The sequence below is a fragment of the Microcoleus sp. AT3-D2 genome, assembly GCF_036705715.1.
Classification (GTDB): domain Bacteria; phylum Cyanobacteriota; class Cyanobacteriia; order Cyanobacteriales; family Microcoleaceae; genus Microcoleus.
On the sequence record NZ_JAUBVE010000015.1, the window covers coordinates 42084 to 59473 of the forward strand.

17 protein-coding genes are annotated in these 17390 nt (G+C 44.9%); 7 read left to right on the top strand and 10 right to left on the bottom strand.

Annotation, left to right across the window (positions count from 1 at the left end; all coding sequences use genetic code 11):
* Positions 1–15: 15 nt before the first annotated feature.
* Complete coding sequence (locus tag QUB44_RS09190; protein WP_333365856.1) at positions 16–312, top strand: antitoxin family protein; 297 nt, start codon at positions 16–18, stop codon at positions 310–312.
* Positions 306–773: a type II toxin-antitoxin system VapC family toxin gene (locus QUB44_RS09195; protein WP_333365859.1), complete on the top strand. Its 468-nt coding sequence runs from the start codon at positions 306–308 to the stop codon at positions 771–773. The genes QUB44_RS09190 and QUB44_RS09195 overlap by 7 nt, the downstream gene beginning before the upstream one ends.
* An 89-nt stretch (positions 774–862) precedes the next feature.
* Here QUB44_RS09195 and hisC read toward each other — a convergent pair whose 3' ends face one another.
* From hisC to QUB44_RS09215, 4 genes are all read right to left on the bottom strand, one after another.
* Positions 863–1909, bottom strand: coding sequence for a histidinol-phosphate transaminase (gene hisC, locus QUB44_RS09200; protein ID WP_333365862.1), 1047 nt, complete (start codon positions 1907–1909; stop codon positions 863–865).
* A 43-nt stretch (positions 1910–1952) separates the two neighbouring features.
* Entirely contained in the window at positions 1953–2675 is a 723-nt protein-coding gene (locus QUB44_RS09205; protein ID WP_333365865.1) for a glycerophosphodiester phosphodiesterase family protein, read from the bottom strand.
* The gene (locus QUB44_RS09210) at positions 2672–3526 is read right to left on the bottom strand and encodes an alpha/beta hydrolase (protein WP_333365867.1); all 855 of its coding nucleotides are present in this window, start codon (positions 3524–3526) and stop codon (positions 2672–2674) included. The genes QUB44_RS09205 and QUB44_RS09210 overlap by 4 nt, the downstream gene beginning before the upstream one ends.
* 105 nt (positions 3527–3631) lie before the next feature.
* Complete coding sequence (locus tag QUB44_RS09215) at positions 3632–4936, bottom strand: esterase-like activity of phytase family protein (protein ID WP_333365870.1); 1305 nt, start codon at positions 4934–4936, stop codon at positions 3632–3634.
* 21 nt (positions 4937–4957) lie between these two features.
* Here QUB44_RS09215 and QUB44_RS09220 point away from each other — a divergent pair, with 21 nt between their 5' ends.
* Positions 4958–6292: a tetratricopeptide repeat protein gene (locus QUB44_RS09220; protein ID WP_333365873.1), complete on the top strand. Its 1335-nt coding sequence runs from the start codon at positions 4958–4960 to the stop codon at positions 6290–6292.
* Between the two features lie 70 nt (positions 6293–6362).
* On the opposite strand, the gene QUB44_RS09225 is transcribed toward QUB44_RS09220, so the two are convergent.
* Positions 6363–6884 carry a GNAT family N-acetyltransferase gene (locus QUB44_RS09225; RefSeq protein WP_333365876.1) on the bottom strand — a complete coding sequence of 174 codons (522 nt, stop codon included), beginning with the start codon at positions 6882–6884 and terminating at the stop codon, positions 6363–6365.
* A 210-nt stretch (positions 6885–7094) separates the two neighbouring features.
* Between QUB44_RS09225 and QUB44_RS09230 the strand changes: the two genes are divergently transcribed.
* Entirely contained in the window at positions 7095–9146 is a 2052-nt protein-coding gene (locus QUB44_RS09230; protein ID WP_333365879.1) for an ABC transporter ATP-binding protein, read from the top strand.
* Between the two features lie 155 nt (positions 9147–9301).
* Here QUB44_RS09230 and QUB44_RS09235 read toward each other — a convergent pair whose 3' ends face one another.
* The 5 genes from QUB44_RS09235 to QUB44_RS09255 all read right to left on the bottom strand — a co-directional run bounded on the left by QUB44_RS09235 (position 9302) and on the right by QUB44_RS09255 (position 13922).
* The gene (locus QUB44_RS09235; RefSeq protein WP_332979465.1) at positions 9302–9520 is read right to left on the bottom strand and encodes a hypothetical protein; all 219 of its coding nucleotides are present in this window, start codon (positions 9518–9520) and stop codon (positions 9302–9304) included.
* Between the two features lie 142 nt (positions 9521–9662).
* The gene (locus QUB44_RS09240) at positions 9663–10880 is read right to left on the bottom strand and encodes a DNA double-strand break repair nuclease NurA (RefSeq protein ID WP_333365882.1); all 1218 of its coding nucleotides are present in this window, start codon (positions 10878–10880) and stop codon (positions 9663–9665) included.
* 407 nt (positions 10881–11287) lie between these two features.
* Positions 11288–12082 (bottom strand): HAD family hydrolase, encoded by a 795-nt coding sequence (locus QUB44_RS09245; RefSeq protein ID WP_333365885.1) that lies wholly within the window; start codon positions 12080–12082, stop codon positions 11288–11290.
* A gap of 222 nt (positions 12083–12304) precedes the next feature.
* A complete protein-coding gene (locus QUB44_RS09250; protein WP_333365888.1) occupies positions 12305–13039 on the bottom strand; it encodes a DUF928 domain-containing protein in 735 nt (244 codons plus the stop codon).
* Between the two features lie 142 nt (positions 13040–13181).
* Entirely contained in the window at positions 13182–13922 is a 741-nt protein-coding gene (locus tag QUB44_RS09255) for a DUF928 domain-containing protein (protein WP_333365891.1), read from the bottom strand.
* A 336-nt stretch (positions 13923–14258) separates the two neighbouring features.
* Here QUB44_RS09255 and QUB44_RS09260 point away from each other — a divergent pair, with 336 nt between their 5' ends.
* From QUB44_RS09260 to QUB44_RS09270, 3 genes are all read left to right on the top strand, one after another.
* Complete coding sequence (locus QUB44_RS09260) at positions 14259–16046, top strand: CHASE2 domain-containing protein (protein ID WP_333365893.1); 1788 nt, start codon at positions 14259–14261, stop codon at positions 16044–16046.
* A 71-nt stretch (positions 16047–16117) separates the two neighbouring features.
* On the top strand, positions 16118–16876 hold the full coding sequence (locus QUB44_RS09265; protein WP_333365896.1) for a MinD/ParA family protein: 759 nt from the start codon (positions 16118–16120) through the stop codon (positions 16874–16876).
* A 175-nt stretch (positions 16877–17051) separates the two neighbouring features.
* Positions 17052–17177 (top strand): photosystem II protein Y, encoded by a 126-nt coding sequence (locus QUB44_RS09270; protein ID WP_333179230.1) that lies wholly within the window; start codon positions 17052–17054, stop codon positions 17175–17177.
* Positions 17178–17390: the final 213 nt, after the last annotated feature.

A 17390-nucleotide genomic window follows, 5' to 3' on the forward strand; every position in this document is an offset into this window, starting at 1 on the left:
ATTAAGAGGGTAATTATGCCAGAAACTATTACTGCTATCTACGAAAACGGGGTTTTTCGTCCCTTGAGTCCTTTGTCATTGAATGATGGGGAAACTGTGCAGATTCAACTCTGGCCAGATGATCCAAAAAAGCAGGCAGAATGGGCAATCCAGTTTTTAGTTGACCGAGGATTGGTAACTCCACTACCTAACGAGCCCCATAACGTCGAGGCTGTCACCGATGAAGATGTGTATGAATTGGCGAAAAGGTTAGGGGCAAAACCGGGCAAGCCTCTGTCAGAAATGATTATCGAGGATCGTGGCCCGTGGTAAACATTTATTTTTTGGATAGCAGCGCCCTCATCAAAAGATATGTGGTTGAAATTGGCAGCCCTTGGATAAAAACGCTCACGGATTCCCAGACTGGTAACTCGCTGCTTGTTGTCCGCATCACCTGGGTGGAAGTTCTTAGTGCTTTTGCACGCAGACAACGTGAAGGCGGTATAACTGCTGCGGAAGTGGCTGCACTTATTCAAAAATTTCGCTCCGAATTCAATAGTCGGTATAGAGTTATCGAAGTTGATCGGGCACTGGTTGAAAGGGCGGGTGAACTGATTGTTCAATATCCGCTGCGGGCTTATGATGCGGTGCAATTGGCGGCTGCTTTGCGCGTTCAATCTGTTTTAACATCAATCCCAGAAACTCAACTAATTTTTGTTTCGGCGGACAACAGATTGCTGGATATTGCTCAGTCGGCAGGGTTGGCGACGGATAATCCTAATAATTATCCGTAATCAAGCTGTTTGTAGTGAGGAATGCAAGTCTTCATACAAATCAGAAAACTAAAGTCATCACAAGAAACTAATTTGAGTGCGATCGTTATTTATAGAATTTCTTTCAAAGTTTTAACCAATATTTGATTTTGTTCCTCCGTACCTATACTAATCCGCAATTTGTCTTCTAATCGCGGCTGATTGAAGTATCGAATCAATATTCCCCGTACTTTCAGTGTTTGATAAATTCTTTCTGCATCGCCGCTTGATGGCCTAACTAACAAAAAGTTGGTTTGCGAGGGCCAAACTTCAAAGCCTAATTCCTGGAAACTAACGGCTAGTTTTGCTCGCGAAGCCTTAATCTTTTCGGCGTTGGCTGTTTTGTGGTCTTGATCTGCGATCGCAGCCGCCCCCACTGCATAGGCTAAAGCATCCACATTATAGCTGTCTTTGATTTTATTTAATTCTGCCAGCAGCGCCGGATTTGCTATGCCAAAACCCAGCCTCAATCCTGCTAGGGAATAACCTTTTGAAAGCGTCCTCAATACTATAACATTACTGTATTTTTTTGTCAAGTTCAAAGCATTATCTTCGGCGAAATCTACATAAGCTTCGTCGATCACAAGAATGCCCGATAACTCTTTAGCCAGTTTCTCCAAATCTGCAACAGATATGGCTGTTCCCGATGGACTGTTTGGCGAAGCTACAAATGTCACAGCACCCTGGGCTGCTATTAGCAAATCGACTGGTAACTTGTAGTCGTCGGGATAAGAAACTTCGACAAATTCTGCCTCTTGAATTGCTGCCAAAGTGCGGTACAATACATAGGTAGGCGCAGGACAAACAACTGGTTTATCGGCTTCGCCCACAGCGCGAACTATCAAGTTTAATAAATCGTCGCTGCCGTTACCTACCGCAATCCAATCGTCAGGTACTCCTAACACTTTACTAGCAGCAATGCGAAAACTTTTGCCAGTTGGATCTGGATAGCGCCGCAGCATTTCTCCGTCTATTTCCTGAAGCACTTTTAAGGCTTTGGAAGAAGGCGGATAGGGATTTTCATTAGAATTTAATTTAATAATTTTTGTGCCTAGCGGTGGCTGTTCCCCCGGCACATAGCCAGACATTTCGTGGATGCTTTTGCGAAAGTAATTCATCTCTTATCTGCGTTTATCTGCGTTTATTTGCCGTCATCTGCGGTTAAAAAGATCCTATCAAACAATTAGTGACTATCCGCCTTATACCAAAATCAATTAACATTTGCATATCCGCTCGATCGTCCACCGTCCAGGCCACAATGTCAACTCCCTGACTGCGGCTTTCTTGAATTAGTGCCGGGTTTTCCAGCAACACGCGATACAGACTGCTAATCAAATTATCCTGATGCGCCACAGCTTGAGCAAATTGAGTTTTGTATGCTTCTAGATTAGCAACAATGTGTCCGATCGCCAAATCGCCAGATAGCCGCCGCACTTGTCCCAGAAATCCATCATTAAAGGAAGTAATAACGCATTTATGTTGGATTTCTTCCCCCTTCAAAGTATTGACAAAATCCGCGACATCTGCATCAGACCACTCGCAGTGAGGTTTGACATCAAAGTAAAGAAATTTGTCAACATTTTTAAGGATAGCTAATGATTCTTTTAAGGTAGGAATTTTTTCTTGTGAAAATTCATCGCTAAACCATTTTCCCGCATTAAGTGTCTGCAATTGGGACAGAGTTTTTTCCCTAACTTTGCCAGAAACTCCAGTGATTCTATCTAATGTTGGGTCGTGAAAAATCACTGGTACGTTGTCGGCGGATAGCTGGATGTCAAATTCTATCGACTGAGCTCCACGGGCGATCGCCAGTTCAAAAGCTGCTAAAGTATTCTCCGGGGCGATCGCCGAAAATCCCCGATGTGCGATAATTTCTACATTCACTGTCTTGTGCCCTCTAAAAAATCTGCCACAGTTTGATTAAAAGTTTCCGGTTCAGTCAAAAAAGACCAGTGATTCCCCGGTACTTTTGCAACGGTAAGATTTTTCAAGTATCTCTTGTATGGGTGCATTTGCCAAGCCATGCGATTTACCCCTTTTTCCGGCTGTACAAACAAAGTTTGGATATCAATATTTTCAGTTAAACCGGCAACTTTCATCACTTCTGCAAATATCTGATTTCTGGCTGCAATCGCAAATTTACTGCCCCAATTTCCGTCAGATTTTTGTTCGATTTGCTGTTGGAATACCATTTGTTGCACGTCACTCCAATCTGCGTATTCTCCCGATTGTTTTGCTGCTGCTTCTGCTTGGGATAAAGTCGCAAACGGGCCCACACATTTGAGACAGTCTAATTTTCGGTAAACAATTGGCAGGGTGAGTTTCATCGCGGCGGGCAGTTTGGTGATGAAGATGGGGTCTACTAAAATCATACTGCAAAAGCGAGCCGGATTTTGCCTCGCCCAAATCGGTGCTAGTTTGCCCATCCAAGAATGTCCTAAAATGTGGGCGTATGGCCAGTTGAGATGTGCCATCAAAGCTTCTAAATCTGCGATCGCACTTTCAAAAGTATAGCCTGTTTTTGGTTTGCTACTTTCTCCGTGACCGCGCATATCTGGCGCTACAATATGATAGCGGTTGGACAAGTAATTGCCAAAGTTAGTCCAGACACACGCACTATCTGCTAAACCGTGTAACAGCAGCAAACGGGGAGATTTTTCTAGCCCTGTTTCTGGCTGCCATTCTAGGTATGAAAGTTCTATTTCTGGTAAGTGCAAAGTCTTACGAGTTGGCATGACTAGCGGTAGTTAATTACTTTGTTGAACACTCGGCGGTTGAAACCGCTGATCATCTACAAACGAAGTCCGCCTTCGCTGACTAAAAAATAAGGCATCCTCATACTAATTTTGGGTTTTCAAACTCAACAAGATAAACTGAGTTTTCTGCGCTTCATCAAAATTGTCATCGCTGACCAAAACTAGACTCTGGCTGCCATCTGGCAAGCGCGGCCCGAGGGTCATCCCTTCTAAATTGTACAGCGGAATTCCGAGTTCGCTTAAGTCTAGGAGCAACTTTTTCTTAACAGGTTCGACCATTGCCACTCGCCCTTTGAAACTTTGAATTCTCGAAGTATCTGTAGCAGCCCCAACCGCTACTTGATAAATCCTAGCGCTGTATCCCGACAGCCCAAAAGAACGTTCTAAACTCAGAATCTGACCGCCACCGACAGTTACTAATTCTGTTAAACCGTTTAAAATAGTCATGGGAACTTGGTCGAGATTGTAAAGATTTTCCGATACTAATTGCGGCGTTTTATCGACGATGATATAATGTAAAATACGCAGTTTACTTGCCTGTTCTGGGTCTAAATCTTGCATTAACGGCGCTTCCGTAGCTGCGAACAAACGAAAGGGATCGAGACCGCCTGGACTAAAGGTTTCTGGGTCGATGGTTAAAGATTCAAAACCTAAATTGTCCACCACTCCTTGCTGCTGTTTTTCATCGCTGGCATCGGGAATATAGCGCTTTGGTATCGGCAAATTTCCCCGCATTTGCCCTGTTTTGAGGTCAAATTCTCCGAGAAAAGGAGGGATGCCAACATGAGTAACGCCTTCGCTGGCGACAAATACTGAGTTGCGGGGAGAAAGGGCGATGCCTTCGGGATTGATGGAACCCCAAGAGAAGGTTTCACCGTCTGCTTTTTTGAGGGAGGTAACGCCGTCAACGGTAACTTTTTTCAGGCGAATATTTGCTGGGTCACTTGATGTGAGGTCGAGTCGGAGACTGTAAAATCTGGCTTCTCCGTTTTCGCTGGGGTCGTCGGAAAGAGCGTAAAAGCGATAAGCTTTGGAAGTGACTGCACTAATACCTTTGGGGTCGTAGGTAATTCCTGACAAACCGCCGACTGGTACTCCTTCAAAATTGATTTTTGCCAATTGGTATTCGCCCAAAAATTCGAGGGACATTTCTGGAAAAGAGCGGTCTCTAGCAACTACGGGAGGGGGGGCGCAAGCTGTGCAAACAGTTAAGAGAATTAGGGCTAGACTGAATAAGCGTAAAATGCGTTGGCGAAGCCCGCCCCTACGGGGGCTACGCCAACGAAGAGGATCGCCCAGCGTCTTTAAATGCCCATAATTGCTCAGCACGGTAATTTTTATTTTGTTGCACTTGTTGAACTGTTTGCTTTTGTGCCATCTTTGTGACATAATTTATACCGTTTTGTAGATATGCAAAACTTGATGTTTCGAGAAGGAATGCCGAATCGCGGCAACCAAATTTTGAGAAAGAGAAGTTCTGTGCCAATTGGGTGCTTGCTTTTCTTGTGGCTGTGTGCTGGTTCTATTGCTAGCGCCCAAACTAATCCACCAGGGCTGGATCAATTTTCCCCTAATCCTCTAGAAATTACCACACCCGATCCCCTAACTCCCGCCAGTGAATCTTTGAGCAGCACTCAGCGGGACGAACTGACAGCGGCTTTGGAAGAGTTAAACTTAGAAGCAGTGGCTAAACTGCAAGCTGGAGATGGGGCTGGTGCTTTTGAAATTTGGTTCCGAGAATTGCGGCTGCGCAGGTATCTCGGCCCGGCGGCGGAAATTGCTGCTTTGAGTCGGGTGGGAAGTGTTGCTTGGAGTAACAGTAAAAACCTGGAACTACAGCTTATTACCAAACGGTTGCAAGCAATTCAAAAAGAAGTCAAATCCCAAGTACCAGTTAATACTGAGTTGCTCCCCGCCTTGGCTGCGGCTTTTCAGCAGGTGCGCGCTAAAGGCCCGACTGTAGAAGTTTACCAAGAAATTCTCGAAAATGCGCGCCAAAACCAAGATATATTGGCTGAAGGTCAAATTTTGAAGGCGATCGGGCTTATTCACATCAATTGGTTGAGTTACGATAAAGCTGCTCCGGTGTATGAGGAATTGGCAACTTTAATTCAGGAAAACCGCGATTTATTTGCTGCTAATTCTGCTGTGCAAAATTCTGCTGTTGTTGCGGGAAACGGTGCGCCGCCACAACCTGTAACTCCTCCAACTGAGGTAGATACTCTGAGACAGTTGGCTTACGTTTACCAGCAGTCGAAACAACCCCTAAAGGCGATCGCAGCCAGGGAAAAACTAGCATCGGTGTATCTTAACTTACAAAATCCGAGCGCTATACCACCGCTCAAAATTGCGATCGCCAGTGATTACCAAACCATAGGTCAAATCAATTTAGCAGCTCAATACTATCAGGAAGCCTACAATTTAGCCGTCCCCATTCAACAGTATGCCCAAGCTAGTGAAGCTTTGGATAAATTAGCTTTACTTTATCGATCGCAAAAGCAGTGGGAGCCGACTTTGCGGATTTATCAAATGCAGTTGCTGTTAGAAGAGCGGGCTTACAATTTTTACGGATTGATGAATGCTTACGACAATCTCGGTCAAGTTTATCAAGAGATGAAGGCTTACGATAAGGCTTTGGAATCGTATCAAAAAGGGTTAGACGTGGCTAAAAGATTGGGACACAGACAAGAGTATTTTGCTAAGAAAATTCAAAAAGTTAACAAGCAATTGCAAAGGACTTCGTAGTTGTCAGCCGACAATAATGACAAATTGCAATGTGAGTAATTTAAATGCAGTAAGGTGTGCAATGCACACCCTACGAAAATACTTGGGACTGGTAAGTTTCTCGCGAGATAGAATAGTATACTACATCAGTTCCGTAATAATGAGTATTTTTTTCATATTTCATGCCAACTTTCTGCATCACCCGCTGGGAGGTTATATTTTCTGGGAGGGCGATCGCAACTATTCTCTCCAAATTTAATTTTTGAAATCCATAGTTTAGACTAGCCAAAGATGCTTCTGTCGCCAATCCTTGATTCCAATAAACTTTGTCGATCGCATAGCCTAGCTGAGCTTCCGGTGTCTTTTCCAGAAAACGCAGTCCGCAGCGACCAATCATTTTACGGTCTATTTTATGTACTAAAGCCCACATTCCGAAGGTATTTTCTTCCCAACTTTTGATCATGGTATTAATGGCGGTTTCTGTTGCTTCTCTAGTTCTAACTCCTCCGAGGTATTTCATTGTTTCCGGATCGCTGTAGATGCGATACAGATCGTCTAAGTCGTCTGGCGTAAATTGTCTCAGATACAATCGGGCTGTCTCTATTTCTTGCATGATGACAGTATAACTTTTAACATTAGATTATAGTACCACTTTTGCGGGCTACAAACATTTTAGTTGGGTTTCGTTCCTCAACCCAACCTACTGTTACAAGAAAACACTCTTTGTGAAACAGGCATCTTGCCTGTTACTGATATTAGTGCCAAATATTGATTCTCTTTGTTACAATTATTACTTAGATATATTGTACAGTTTTTGCCATCAATGACCCTATCCTCACCAGTAGCAGATACCAAAAACAAATCCGGCCAGGAAACAGACTGGCGGTTATTCATGAGGTTGGCATCTTACGCAACCCGCAGCAAACGCTTGCTGATTATTTCGATCGTACTATTAGTACCGCTAGCAGTCTCAGGAGCAATTCAACCGATTCTCATCGGACAGGCAATTTCGGTAATTCGCTCGGAACCTACCTACGAATTCTTGCGGGGATTGTCTCTATCTGCTGCATTGAATATTTTGGCTATTTTGCTCATGCTAACTATAACACTTAGATTAGCACTGCAATCAGTTCAAGGCTATTTAGTCACGAAAGTAGGGCAAATAATTACTACAGATATTAGAAATGATTTGTTCGCCCACGTCACATCGCTAGCAGTGAGATTTTTCGATCGCACTCCTGTCGGTAAATTGATGACTCGCCTCACCAGCGATGTAGAAGCTTTGGGAGAGGTTTTCTCTTCAGGGGCGATCGGCATTGTCAGCGATTTATTTTCAATTTTAGTAATTGCCATTTTCATGTTTACCATGCAGTGGCAACTAGCTTTAATGTTGGTGCTGATGATGATACCAATTACCGCCGTCATAGTTTATTTCCAGTACCAATATCGCATAGCAAATTACAATACCAGAGAAGAACTTTCCGAACTAAACGCCCAACTGCAAGAAAACCTGACTGGTATTGGCGTAGTGCAGCTATTCCGCCGCGAAAGATTCAACTCAGAATTGTTTCGCGTCACGAATAAACGCTACATTAAAGCAGTTGACAAAACTATATTTTACGACTCAGCCGTATCTGCGACATTAGAATGGATTGCTTTAGTGGCTATCGCAGGGGTTTTGTGGATGGGCGGCCAAAGAGTTTTAGCCGGTAATCTTAACTTCGGTACTCTCTCGGCATTTATTTTATTTGCTCAGCGTCTCTTCGATCCGCTGCGGCAATTTGCTGAGAAATTTACCGCCATTCAAGCAGGATTTACCGCCGTCGAACGCATTAGCGATATTCTCAACGAACCGATCGAAATTAAAGATCCAACTAGCGGGAAGAAGGAAGAAGCAAGAGGGAAGAAGGAAGAAGTAAGAGGGAAGAGGGAAGAAGGAAGAAGGGCCAGTTATTCACCGTTGTTGATAACTGGACATCCAGAGGCCACTGCTTACAACTTGTCTCCGTTCGATCGAGAATTAGCAGATAATTATCAAAATCCAGCAAGTTCAGAATATCGTTTATTACCTAACAATCCTCCATCACCCCCCGCCAACCCCACCTTGCTAAGGGGGGGAGAAAATGCCAAATCGCAGAATTCAGAATCGGGAGAAATCCAATTTGACAACGTGTGGTTTGCTTACAAAAAAGACGAATATGTCCTGCAAAACCTCAATTTCACCATCAAATCCGGCGAAAAGGTAGCATTAGTTGGCCCCACGGGTGCGGGCAAAAGTTCGATTATCCGTCTTCTCTGTCGCCTTTACGAACCTAGCCGAGGACGGATTCTGGTTAATCATGTGGATATTCGGGATTTGCCTCAAGCAGAGTTACGCAGGCACATAGGCGTAATTATCCAAGATGGCTTTCTATTTGCTGGTGACGTGAAGAGCAATATCAGCCTGGGAGAAAGTTACTCGATTGAGGAAATTCAAGCAGCAGCAGAAAAGACCAATGTTGCCCGTTTAATCGAACAGTTGCCTCAAGGTTATGATACGCAATTGCGGGAACGGGGAACGAATCTTTCGGGGGGACAAAAGCAATTATTAGCGTTTGCTCGCGCCGCCATTCGCAATCCCAGTATCTTAGTTCTAGACGAGGCAACTGCTAGTTTGGATGTGGGGACGGAAGCTTTAATTCAACAAGCTCTAGAACGTTTGATGGTGGACAGAACGGCGATTATTATTGCCCACAGGCTTTCGACTATCCGCAATGTCGATCGTATTTTAGTGCTCAAACGCGGCGAATTAGTAGAGTCTGGCAGCCACGAAGAATTGTTGCAGCAAGAAGGGTTGTATGCTAGTTTGTACAAGTTGCAAATGCTGGGGAGTTAATATCTGAAGGAAGGCAGGACACGGATTTTGACACGGATACACGGATGAATTATCGATAAGAGGAAAAATTCTCGGAATACCCAGATACCCGACTTCTTCAAGAAGTCGGGTATCTAAAATAATCTAAAATCTAAAATCGCAAATCTAAAATCGGATCACTTGCCGGAAATCATTTTCCCTAGGGTTTCCGGCAGGTGAATTATATGTTGAAAAAGCTGGTTTGGCCCGATGCCAAACAATAACTGCATCGCCAGCACAATTGCTGCTAAAGAAATCGCTGTCCCGATGCTGGCTTTCAACACTTTAAAAGCCCAATTAAACACCAGCCAAGACACCAGTAAGGAAGCAATTAAGATAATTAATTCTATTGGCATATAACAGTTTTAACTTGACTTTTACTCTACAATCCTGGACGCATCAATACCAAAGAAACCGGGTTTTTATCAGTGTTAAAGGTGGGAATGCAGTATTTCCGTAAAAAACCCGGTTTCTGCGTCCACTATCCTACTTGTTATTTCAAGCAATACTGCCGCGCTTCCGTGTTTCCTTGTAAGAAATTCCCACATTTTTTAAGCCGGCTTTAATCATTTGCTGCTCTAACAAAGCGAAAAAGCGAGTTCGATCGCCCCCCGTGACAACCGCTTGATTGTGAGCTTCTGCTAGCGTCACCGGATAGCCGCCGCCTTTGTGTACCTGAGCGAGCATCATTCCCAATGCTAAATCTAGCTGTGCTGTATCTTGTGCTACCCATTCCGGCACTTCTATTCTAGCAATTTCTGTGCCGACGTGAACGTAACAGAAATAAACTGAATTGAGGCCGTACAAATCTAAAATTCGAGCTTGGGATTTCCACAAAGGACTTCTTTGTCCCGGTGACAGGATTGTTGCCCACAAGATGGCATCCCGCAAAGGTTCAAATTCTTGACAAGGTGCTTTTTCGGCGAAAGAAATTGTGGCGGCAAATCCGACGTTCGGGCAATTTGTCATGCAGTCTGGTACTTCGTGGGTGCAAGCTTCAAACCGCAAAAAAGATAAGCTTTCGCTGCTGCGAGAAGCGCTTAAGTATCCTAACAGGGGAATTCCTGCTAAACGCAACTTGTCCCAAGATTCTAAAATTGGCAGCAAAATTTGATCGCGCGCTTCGCTGGGTAACTGTTCCAAAAACCAATAAATCAGGGAACCGTCTACCATGGCTAAAGCTGGCGCGGGCAATTTATTGTCGTTAACTTTTGCCCAATTGCAGCCCATTTCTGCTAAGGCAATTGCTTCGGAAACTGCGCGCCGATATCCCATCCATTCTTCGGTTCTAATTCCCCACTGTCGCGAACCGTACAAGTCTTCTGGTTTGTAGAAAACCTCCGGCACGCTGTCTAAAACTGGGTGGCGGCTTTGCCCGTAGTGCAGCATGACTGTGCCGACGTTTAGAAGGTAGCAGTAGGCAATTTCGTGATGGTTGGGCGAGATTTGAGAGCCGTCTGTGGCAAAGACTGTGTGAGAGGCGGGGGGTGCGGTGATGTAGGTGCGATCGGCTAAGGGCTCGATCGGCGTGGCAGCATTGAATAAAGTGCGATCGCGCCAATTCTCTTGCAATTCCACCAATTTTTCCTGTTCCCCTGCAGCCTTTACCAGCAAATTCTGAGCCACTTCCAAACGTTGGCGAGCCGCGTGAGCTTCCACATTCAAATGTTGGCTCATTCCCTGCATTGCCTTGGCTGCTTTAGTTAAATCGAGCATAGGTTTTAAGTCTCAATATTAGAAAGCTTTCAAGCTGAGAAATTATCAAAACACTTTTCAATTTTTTGGTGCCGAAGCTTGGTTTTTGTCATACACGCGGTTTGATCAACTAAAATACTTCGTACCAGCCCGCAGAAATAGAAAAAAAAACCGGTTTTTGAGGTCAAGAGTACCTGGAATAGTCTAAAAAAAACACATTTTTTTTTGTCCAGATCCTTGCTTTTTTGAGGAATTTCTGTTATATTTATTTTATAATGGGATGGTGAAAAAAATATTATTTTTGCCACCATCCCATTATATTAAAATACCATGTCTACGCCTCAAAAGTCAACAAAAAAGATGTAAAATTTTGTGATTTTTTTGACTTTGAAAAGCGAAAAAAATCACACCTGTCAACAAATCTAACATCAACAGTCGATCGGCAGCCAATCGGCAAAATCTCCGGCAAACTGCGACAGAGAAAGCAATTGAACTGGTGGATTTTGAGCCACAGATTCCCGTTCTGGCAAAGTATTGTAACCCCAATCAGCCAAAAATAACCTCACCTGAGATAAATCCGGCTGCTGCTTCACCGACAGCAAGGTTTTTAACCTATCTTCCACAAACCAAATAGTCGAATCTTTGCCAGATGCAGCCAAAAATTCCCGCAAAATTTGGTGTTTAGGCTTGTTGTATTCCTTACCAAAAATTAACTCTGACGGCATTTGTACGCCTGCTAGCTGCAAAAGTTCCCGCACAAAACGGCCTTCCTTCGTAGTGACGATCGCCACTTTCACCGAACTCTCCTGCAAGGAGTACAAGCGATCCGCAACCCCTGGATAAAAGCGGTGCAAAGACAGCCACCCAGATAAATCCTCAGCAATCCAATTATCGCGCAATCCGTCTAACATAGCGCCGACAGACTGCGCTTTTAAATTATTTTCGGTCAATAAATACGGTACTATATTGGGCCACTCTAGCAAAATTTGCTCTGGGGAAATTCCTGTCAGCAGTGCGCGGATCAGCAGCGGCATTTCCCAACCAGTTTCGATGGCGGGCCGCACTCGGTAAAAACTCAAAGCTAAATCTGGATCGGGCACTGTTGCGACTGGTTTCCAGATTTGACAGTAGGTACGCCAAGCGGTTTGGAAATATTCGATTAGTCCGTCACAAATCACACCGTCAAAATCAAGAGCTAGAATGGTCGGAAAATTATTAGCCATCAATCGATTTTAGATTTTAGATTTTGGATTTTGGATTGAAGAATTGAAGAATGGAAGAAAGCGATATCACTGATGAATCCGGGGACTGGTTATCGGATACTATTTTTGGGTTGTACCAGGATAAAGACGGGGGCTTGTACCCTGGCTGCTTTCGGTCACTGCATTGAATAATTGAAGAATTGACTATGCAAACACTCAGCAATGATTGGTCAAGAGTCGTTATTAAAAAGACTGAACTAGCGGTTGAGCGGCAATCGATTCTAGTCCTTGGGACTGCAACAATTGCCTCCACTCGGTCGTCAGCCGCGAATCATCGGGTGCGAGGCGCCGCATTTCGGCGAGAGTCGCAAGAGTCTCGTACCAAATCCCATTTTTAGCATAAGCAATCACCTTAGCCATAGGGTCGGGATTTGCCAAATCTTTCTTGAGATTTGCCTGGGGTTCAATTCGCTGCATCCATCCTTTAACAATATAATCTCCAGAACGCTCCAGAGGATCGCAGGCTAGTGCAAACGACCACACATATCGCTTACCAACCTCAATATTTTTTGTCTGGTCTTTCTCAGAAAGGCTAACTCCAACAATTCCGGCTTTGTCATTTTTTAAAGTAGTTTCGTAAACTACTTCGGATTCATCTTCGTTTAGCAAAATAAACTCTACTTGAGCCGCCGGTTGAGAAACATATACAAAAAATGTTGGCGATTCTGTTAGCGTTAAGCCAATATTGCTTTCAGGTACTAAGGGAGTAATGAATAAACCATCGCGTAACTTACAGCCTCGATGCGTCCCCCCTTGTCGGTTGTCGGGGGCTGTTACATCGGGAGGTTTGAAATTAACATTCTGACTCAGCAGAATGGGTGCAGGCACAGCCTGCATCGGTGTCAGCAAACTGGGGAGAGTAACGGCGATCGCCAATACAGTCATCACCAGTGCAGTAAAATTTATAAAACGTTTCATTTTTCCACCAACTTGTAGAAATATTTATAGAGCACATCTCTAAATGTTAACCCGGAGTTTTAGCCCCGGGCGCGATCGAGTAAATGGGTCAATTTTCACATCGCCATCGGCAGATCGACCAAACTTCAAGAAATATCGAGATTTAAAGAGGCGCAACCAGTGGTTGAGTTGCAACTGATTCCAGTCCTTGGGACTGCAACAATTGCGTCCACTTGGCTGTCAGCTTCACATCCCCCGGTGTCTGGCGCCGCATTTGGGCTAAAGTAGCGAGAGTTTCGTACCAAATCCCATTTTGAGCATAAACATTGAGCCTAGTCATGGGGTCGGGATTTGCCAACTCGCTCTTGAGAGTTGCCTGCGGTTCAATTCGCTGCACGAACCCTTTAACAACTAAATCTGCAGCTCGGTCTTCGGGGTCGCAAACTAGCGAAAATGACCACACGTATCGCTTACCAACTTCAAGGGATTTGTTGTTGTCCACGGTAGCAGGAATGGTAACTCCAACAATCCCAGATTTGTCTAGTTTAAATGTTTTTTCGTAGACCACTTCCTCTTCCTTGTCGTTGAGCACAGTAAACTCTATTTTTGCCGAGGTTTGAGGAACATAGACAAAAATTGTGGGAGAATCTGTTAGGGTTAAACCGATATTAGTTGGAGGCACTAAAGGAGTAATAGATAAACCCGCTGGACAAAGCTTGTTGCCGCGATGTGTTCCTCCTTGTCGGTTGGCGGGGGCTGTTACGTCGGGAGGCTTGAAATTAACATTTTGACTCAGCAGAAGCGGCTGGGATTGTGCGCGCATTGGTGCCAGTGAACTGGGTAGGGTAGCTGCGATCGCAGATACGGCGACCGCAAGTGTAGCCCGATGTAGAAAACGTTTCATTTTGTTTTACCTTTCACTATAATTGCAAACACAGCCATTCGCTGATGGCGACAAATATTTTTGAGCTGCTAGTCGAGGGCGCAGATACACAATTTAAACCTTGACATATCATCAATAACATTAATTAATTCGAGCGGCAAGTGGATTCTCTGTCGGAAAAATCAGGTTGCCTAGGTCGCAAGTATCATTGAATACAGTTGCTCGCCACGTACTGTAAATGTTTGTAACAAAGTGGTCGGAGTTTCCGAGTGTTCTAAGATGGAGGAAGTCTCGAGCAGGCGGGAAATGTGAAACAACTGCTGTTCCAGAAACGAGTCAAACTTTTATGCTGGGATAATGAGTAAAATATCTAACAAAATTCGATCGGCAGTGGCTCAATTGACTCAAATGTATAAACCATCACTAGCATTGGCTAAGTCTGTATTAATTGCCAGCGCGGCAGTAACATTATCCTTGATGGGGGCCAGACAGCTAGGAATACTCGAACCAGTAGAATTAAGCGCTTACGACCAAATGGTGAGGTGGCGTCCCGATGAACCGCCAGACTCGCGTTTGCTAGTTGTGGGGATTACCGAAGCAGACATTCAGAAACTGAATCAGTGGCCAATATCCGATCGCAAAATAACTGAAATCTTACAAAAACTCGAAAAAATGCAGCCGGCAGTCATCGGTTTAGATGTACTGCGAGACGTACCTTTAGCAGACGGGCGCGAGGAATTAACTAAAGTTTTACAAACAAGCGATCGCATTATCGGGGTATGTTTAGTCACCGACGGGAGCCCGGACAATCCCGGTTCTCCACCTACGCCGGGGCTGCCACAAAACCGGGTGGGATTTGCAGATTTCGTAATCGATCCGGGCGGCATACTCCGCAGGGCTTTACTATTTATGAAACCACCGACAATAGAAGGCAAATCCTCAGTTCAAAAACATCTTTGCAATGACGATTCTCAAGTTTTAGCTTCCTTCAACCTCCAGATAGCACTCCGCTACCTGCAAGGGCAAAAAATTTATCCCAAACTGGCACCCGATCAATCTTTATGGCTGGGAAAAACCCAATTAAAACAACTAGCAAGCAATGACGGAGGATACACAAATGCCGATGTCAGGGGATATCAAATATTAATTAACTATCGTTCCAGGCGGCAAGTTGCCAACCAAGTCAGAATTACGGATGTTTTAGAAGGGAAAGTTGACCCGAATTTAGTTAAAGATAAAATAGTGCTCATCGGTTATACCACAGAAAGCGTTAAAGATTTCTTTTATACTCCTTACAGTGGGCGACTACAAAGTAAGCAATTCATGCCGGGGATCGTGGCACACGCACAAGTAGTCAGCCAAATTTTGAGTACAGTTTTAGACAACAGACCGCTGTTTTGGTTTTGGCCGGAATGGGCAGAAATCTTGTGGATTTCGGCATGGTCAATTGTGGGAGGAACCGTGGCATCGCGGATCGCTCACCCAGTTAAGTTGGCGGTGACATTCGGAGCAATGCTGTCCGGATGCTGCATGATCGGCTTTGGGATTTTTCTCTTAGGAGGGTGGGTGCCTGTGGCAGCGCCAGCCTTAGCATTAATCCTAACTGGCGGCAGCATTGTATCAGCAGACAGATTTAATAAAGCCGGATACGGGAAAGCAATTAGCGATCGAGTAAAACAAGTCTTCAAAATCGAAATAGACCAAGCCAAAAAAGAACAGCAAGTCGCAGAAATCACAGAATCGGATTTCTTTAAAGAATTGCAGCAAAAGAAAGATAAACTGAGGATTAGCAAACAAGAAACCTCTGAAAAAGCACCTTCCGAACCCCAAGAAATAACTGCAAGTACCCCAGAGCTTCCCAAGGTCGAAAGTCAGACAGAGGATTACTTAGCTCAGTTGCAGGAAAAAGCCAAACAGCAGAAGCAGCGCGCCGCCGTGACAGAATCGGAAAGCAGCTCAAAAACGGGTGCGATGGATGTCGGCGGCGGTGCTAGTTCAGCCGAAACCAAACCGGATGACGAGTTCAGCGATTTGCAAGCAAAAGCCAAACAGATGCGGCAGCGCAGGGGCGCACAAAAGAGCATAAAAGATGAAAAAATTGATAGTCTAACTGACAAGGAGGATTTGGGGGACAAGGAAGAATGACAGAGAACTTGACTGCATCAAGAATTGCATCATAATTGATTCTCCCCGTTTCTTACCCTCATACGCAGATCATGTCCAAAATCATCTCTGTCCACTCTTACCGGGGCGGAACTGGCAAATCGAACACGACAGCAAACCTGGCATCTATTATCGCTCGCGGCGGAAATCGGGTCGCCATTGTGGACACCGACATTCAATCGCCCGGAATTCACGTGCTGTTCGGTTTCAGCGAGAGCAACATGGATCGCTGCCTGAACGATTACCTGTGGGGCAGGTGTCCGATCGCGGATACGGCCTACAATGTGAGTTCGCTGCTCCCAAAATTAGCCAGTAACGGCAACCTCTACCTGATTCCTTCGAGCATTAAAGCAGGGGAGATAGCACGAGTTTTGCGGGAAGGCTACGATGTGGGACTGCTTACCGACGGCTTTCAAGAACTGATCGAGGTTTTGAACTTAGACTACCTATTTATAGACACGCACCCGGGGCTCAACGAAGAAACCCTCCTCAGCATCACCATTTCCGACATCCTGCTGCTGATTCTGCGTCCGGATCAGCAAGATTTTCAGGGAACGGCTGTCACGGTAGATGTGGCCCGCAAATTAGAAGTTCCCAAGATTTTGATGACGATCAATAAAGCCCCAGAATCCCTGGATTTCGAGGATTTGAAGCAGCAAGTAGAGAGTATTTACAACATCCCAGTGGCAGGGGTACTGCCCCACAGCGACCAGATGATGCTGCTCGCCAGCAAGGGGGTGTTTGTGCTGCACTTCCCTAACGACCCTCTAACTCATGTGGTGGAAGGGATTGCGAAACAGATTGTGGGATAATTGGTGGAGCGAATGCCGATCGCCCGCCCAGGAGTTTCGCTTTCGCTCTCCATTCCTGCGGAGCCATGTCCTCCTGCGTATCCCGAATATTTGGTTAAAGAGTCAAGAGAATGGCGACAAAATGAGATACAAATAGATTATGAGAATTTGTTAAAAAACTTTAGGAGGAGAACTCATGGATTTTGACTTCCGCATACTAATAGTATTGATGCCCGTATTGTTGGCGGGCGGCTGGGCTGCTTACAACATCGGCAGTATAGCTCTCAAACAAGTGCAGAAAATGTTGAACAAGCAAGCGTGAACTAAGCATTATCACCAGTAATTTCGCAGCCGGCTGTTTTTTGAGATACAAAAACAGCCGGCTGATTTGTGCATTGGCTCTGCTTAAGTGATGGCTGATTGTTGGCGGGCAATTTACGACTGCAGAGAGATGGGGCGAAAACAAAAGAAAAGTTACATTTAAAGATTAAGCAGAAACCGGGTACGCTCAAGCAAAATACTTTGTTGCAGCAAA